The sequence below is a fragment of the Brevibacterium otitidis genome (genome assembly GCF_042429315.1).
GTDB classification, from domain to species: Bacteria; Actinomycetota; Actinomycetes; order Actinomycetales; family Brevibacteriaceae; genus Brevibacterium; species Brevibacterium otitidis.
On sequence record NZ_JBHMAU010000055.1, the window covers coordinates 1 to 5,209 of the forward strand.

General features: G+C 52.4%; 4 protein-coding genes. All 4 read left to right on the forward strand.

Annotated elements, in window-relative coordinates; genetic code table 11:
- Positions 1–760 (forward strand): transposase (locus tag ACFFN1_RS08855; protein WP_376840335.1); only part of this gene is annotated, 760 nt, incomplete at its 5' end.
- 404 nt (positions 761–1,164) lie between these two features.
- Entirely contained in the window at positions 1,165–2,124 is a 960-nt protein-coding gene (locus ACFFN1_RS08860; RefSeq protein ID WP_376840336.1) for a nitroreductase family protein, read from the forward strand.
- Positions 2,125–3,198: 1,074 nt separating this feature from the next.
- A complete protein-coding gene (locus ACFFN1_RS08865) occupies positions 3,199–3,888 on the forward strand; it encodes a phytanoyl-CoA dioxygenase family protein (protein ID WP_376840338.1) in 690 nt (229 codons plus the stop codon).
- Entirely contained in the window at positions 3,878–5,176 is a 1,299-nt protein-coding gene (locus ACFFN1_RS08870; protein WP_376840339.1) for an MFS transporter, read from the forward strand. The genes ACFFN1_RS08865 and ACFFN1_RS08870 overlap by 11 nt, the downstream gene beginning before the upstream one ends.
- Positions 5,177–5,209 lie beyond the last annotated feature (33 nt).

Sequence of the window (5,209 nt, forward strand, 5' to 3'; positions counted from 1 at the left end):
AGTGCTCAACACTGCGGCTGATGATCCGGCACGGTTCGACGGCGTTGAAGTCCTGGGCGTCGATGAGCACGTCTGGCACCACACCGATCCGCGCCGGCGCGGACCCAAGGAGCTGACCGGCATGGTCGATCTCTCCCGCCACCGGCACCGAACCGCGCGTCTGCTGGATCTCGTCCCGGGACGCTCAGGCACCGTGTACAAAGACTGGCTCACCGCACGCGGGCCCAGCTTCCGCAACGGTGTGCAGGTTGCGACGCTGGACCCGTTCCAGGGATACAAGAACGCGATCGATGACCAACTCGACGACGCCACCTGCGTCCTCGATGCTTTTCACATCGTGAAGCTCGCCACCAGCGCTGTTGATGACGTTCGCCGTCGTATCCAGCAGCAGACACTCGGGCACCGGGGACGCAAAGGAGACCCGCTCTACGGCATCCGCAACCTTCTGCGGGCCGGACGCGAACGCCTCACCGACCGGCAGCGTACGAGACTCGAAGCGGCGTTCGCTGCGCACGAGGACCACATCAGTGTCGAAGTCGCCTACCAGTGCGCCCAGGACGTGNCATTGAAGAAGTGGAAGACGACGATCCTGGCGTACTTCGACACCGACGGTGCCAGCAACGGTGGCACCGAGGCGGTCAACGGGCTCATCGACCTGGGCCGTCGGATCGCTCGCGGGTTCCGCAACCTCGAGAACTACCGACTCCGCATGCTGCTCATCGCTGGCGGCCTGGACGCATCAACCCACACTCAACTCTGAAGAGCCGCTTAAGGCCAGTTGAAGAGTCGCAAGTACGACCTTAGTATAATTCGCAACCATGGCTATACCCCATTCGTGATAGAGCAACTATGACGATCGTCGTAGGGAAAGGGTCTTGCAATGCTGTGAGCGACAAGTAGTATGGAACCCGTCACGCAAGTGGCGAATGAATAGAGTAATCGAGATGAAAGGTGTGTAATGAACAACGTCCACATCGCACTGTTGCAAGAGTCAACGTGTAATCTAATTCACGTAGCGGCTATGCCGAAGGATATCGTTAAGCCGAAGCCCGTGAACAACAAGTGAGTCTAAGGCTGAATCTGGGAGTGGTCTGGCCAGAAGTATTGATAGCCAGACCACTCCCAGAGGAAGGCTGAATGAACGATAGGAATAGAATAAGTGCCGTGAAGCTACCTGATGGACATCACGCTATTAAGAGTGGAACCGAAGTAACATATGTGACGACGACAGGAAAGACACCTAGACGTTTCGAAGGAAAGCAGGCAAGTAAGCTGTGGGATGCCATAACTTCCGATGGTGACGACGAGGTCACACGCGAGATTTCGGCCGTTATGCTTAATGACGGAACCGAAAACGAGGTTTATGCGGAAAAGGTCGCTGAAAATCCCACATACATGAGTAGTTATCAGGCCGCAACGGTCGATCATCCCTTTCTAGATATGTCAGAAGGGGCGAAAGCGCGGCGGGCCGACGCAGAGATTATGAAAGCGTATCTCGGTAAGGAAGATCCGCCATCGCCTTATCTCGACATTCGTTATACCGATGATGGAGTGACTCTACCATCTCCAACCGATATAGGAACAGATGAACTTTTTAATAGGTCAGATTACCGTTTTGCGCTTATCCTTCGAAGTGGCCTGGCAAGGACGAGAGTCCAGCCAGAGTATGATGATAATACAACTGGGTACAGGCAACAGCACCTAATTGGCAAAGCGGTGCCATCTGGCGGTTCGCGCCACCCAACCGAAGCGTTCGTCGAGATTCATCATGCGCCTGAAATACGTGCGGGAATCTACCATTTTTCAACTAGGTACAACTCACTGTTCCCTGTAACGCTGAGGAGCGAGAACGAACCCGCGAATAGGGACCGAGGAGAAGCCTGGTCTGCAACCTTACACCTCTGTAGTTACGTACCGAGAGCAATGTATCGCTACAGGGATCCGCGTAGCGCCAGAGCGATATTTGTAGATGTAGGCCATGTTGACACTCAACTTCAGTGTTTTGCCGAGTACTGTAATTGGCAATATAAGAGTTCAGTTGCGATAGCAGCAGATTTTGGTAAGCAGTTCGGACTCTCCGACACTTGTCCTAGGTTCATTAAAGCCGAACTGCAAGGAGAATGATGGCATCTACCGAGATTATTTTTGGTGACAGGAGTCCTGTACAAGTACCCGAGCTGTGGGAGAAGCATAACTGGGAGCTACCTTACGCGCTTCTCAATGCGGTAACTGGTGTAAATTTTACTCGGGATGAGAGGATCTCTGGCCAGAATCAGCTCATTTCGAGCGGTTTTGACGCCAAACGGGCGTTGCATCGACGGAGTCTAACGCGCACTGCCGATCGAACTATTCCAGAATACTGGCTGCGTTATTTACTGCCGGAACTGTACGCTGCGTTAGGCGAATATCCGGGAATGGTGATCTCGGTAGCGACTAGCAATGTCGAAGGCTGGCGAGATGGAACTTACACCGCATTTCATCAACCACGTTACCTCAGAGCTACACTCGGTGATACAACTCAACTAGATGACATCATTCAGGGGCAAGCGTGGGCCGTCGGCTCAGGGATAGCTGTGTTAATAAGTGTTGATAGTGCAGCGTACCATCGCGAGATCGAGTCTGATGTAAAAGGGGCGAAAACGGCCGAATGCACTTCGGCCCGGGAGTCAACGTATGTTCACGCACTTATTGATGCAGGTCGTGTTGCTCAGAGAGTAGTACTAGCTGGCTTACGCTTCGGTGCAGTTGCGCGTATGACTCCGGCCCTAAAGGAGTCCCTTACGCAGAGACTATTCCATTTGCATCCTGAGATTCATCCTATACATTTCGTGAGGTTGGCGGTTGCTTATGAGGATCCCCGACGATAACTCAAGAGACGCAGGACCCCCGGTTGTCTTCTACGATGCACAATGGAAGAAGCTAAGTGGCGTTGTAAAGAAGTCTCTAGTAAAAGCTCTTAGCGCATCAGTCAATCGTGAGCTATACGAGTGGAACTGTGCGTTGGCTATGGTTCCCGGAGGTAATCGACCTGAGTTAAACTATAACGTTCGAACTGACCATTTAACCGCTGGAACGTCCTTACTGGAGTCTTGGCGGAATCCTGTCGTAGAAGGTATTGCGCATGATCCGAGTCTGCTTAGATGCGTCGCCTCGATTCTAGATGTACCGGTTGAACGTGTGTTCTGTCATCCAAATAAGGTGCTTCGCGCTGTCCCTCCGGAATCCTTGGGGCGTGGCGTACCTCCGGCCGGAACGCATATCGACTTTATCGAACTACAAGGATCGAGCAACCAGATAACGGTGTGGATTCCGCTTGTGCCCGTGGATGAGGCTTCAGGTGTTCTACCAATGTACGAGACACGTGCTCGATTTGGTGAGTTCCCGCAACTATCTCTTACCAGTGAAAACCTATCGGGTTGGGAGGTTTCGAGTTCCTTTATCGAAGAGCCGGTATATGAAGAGCTGGATACCGGCGACGCTCTTTGTTTTTCAACCTTCACTGTGCATGGCGGATCGAAAAACCTTTCCAGCAGCTTCAGAACTTCATTGGAAATTCGTTATCAACCGATAGATGATCCTATTGCTGAACCTTCGCTGCGTCCTTACGTGTCCTCCAGCTGGGAAGAACATTACTTCGGCTGGGGGTCGGAATATAGATGGTACTGGAAGAACTGCCAACCACGGTCAGTGCCGTTTGATCCATGTTTGAAACGCTGGCGCGACGTAGAATCGCTTCGTACTGACATACCTTTGGCTCGTCGTGTCAGAGCCTTAGAGATTGCCTCGAGCTTTTCGCCCATTGCTCAGATTCGTGATGCAGCTGCAACACAACTTGCGGCTTGGGCCGGCCCCGAGAACTGCCGGATTGGGCATACTGATGGCGCGTAAGTCGGCTGGATTCCGTGAACTTCGTGGTTCAGGCTTCTATAGGCTTCTGGGAGCACAGGGCTTTAGCTCGGCAGCTGAGTATTCCCTCGAAAGCGTAACGAAACTTGTGGTTTCGACTGCTCTTCCCGGTGCACTGGCCAGTCTTGGGCTTTTGGCTGTGTCGATACTATCTGTGCTCCCGCGCGCTTTGCTATCTAAGCTCGCTGGTAGTGTCGCAGATACGTTTGACCGTCCCCGTGTACTTTTGCTAAGTGCTTTTTTTCGTTTTATGCTCGGCTTGTGCTTGTTTGGGTTTGCATTGTTGGTACATGGAGGCTCGCCGGTATTTGCATGCGTACTGATCTTCTTTGCATTCGCGACTAGTTGTTTATCCCAGTTTTTTAACACTGCGCGGTATTCCCTTGCGCATAGCGTGATACCGGTCGATTCAAGGCCCGAGGCGTCATCGCTCTCTCTGTTTTCCTTGACTGGAATCGGTGTTGTCGTTACTGCGTTTGTTCCGGCGTTATATTCTTGGCTGCAGTTTAATGCTGTGATCGTTATTGCCATTTTTTGTGAGTTGTTCGCTGTGCTGTTAGTGGCGTCGAAGGTGAACACGGACCGGCCCCGCAACGTCGGTCACGCTGCGGGGCCTAGCTTTGCCCGAGTTAGAGGCGCTGTCTTTACTGCGTTCGTGCGTAAGTATCCGGTTATGCGGTTGATTCTGACCGTATCCTGCGTCTATTCATTATGTACGGGACTCGTCAACGTATCATTGCCGCTGTTCATTTTGCGTTACCATCATATCCCTATGCACAGCTATGGTCTTATTACCGCTTCTTTTGCTTTGGGTGGCCTGGTCGGCGGCGGGTTAGCCTGGAAGTGTATAAAGACGCTGGGGTCTGGGACCGTGTTGATTGGGACTGGTGTGCTTCTGGGATCGGGATATATTCTCTTCGCGCTTCTATGGTTGGTGCCGCTATTGTCGTTGACGATGTTCTTAATTGGTGTTAGTGTGTCCTGTTTTAGTGTCGCGCAAGGGCCGATCCTTCAGGGCGGTGTTCCTAATTCTCAGATCGGGCGTGCCTACGGGCTGATTAATGGTGTGTCATCTATCTTTCTTATATGTGGTGCGGTTTTGGGTGGGCTTGCACCGTTTGCGCTCTCTCGATTGGTATCAGACTCATTCGCTTCCTATTCGTATCCGTTGTCGATTGGATTCGGCGGTCTTGTTGTTGTGTTTACTTGTCTTTTTCGGTTCTGGAACTGGCGCAACCGTTTGACGACGCTGCCGGTGCCGAAGCGTTGATCGAGTTGCGGGGTTTGAATGGTCCTAGGTTTC

Coding starts and splice junctions, on each gene's coding strand:
- ACFFN1_RS08870 (WP_376840339.1), top strand. CDS start 3,878: ATGGCGCGTAAGTCGGCTGGATTCCGTGAACTTCGTGGTTCAGGCTTC.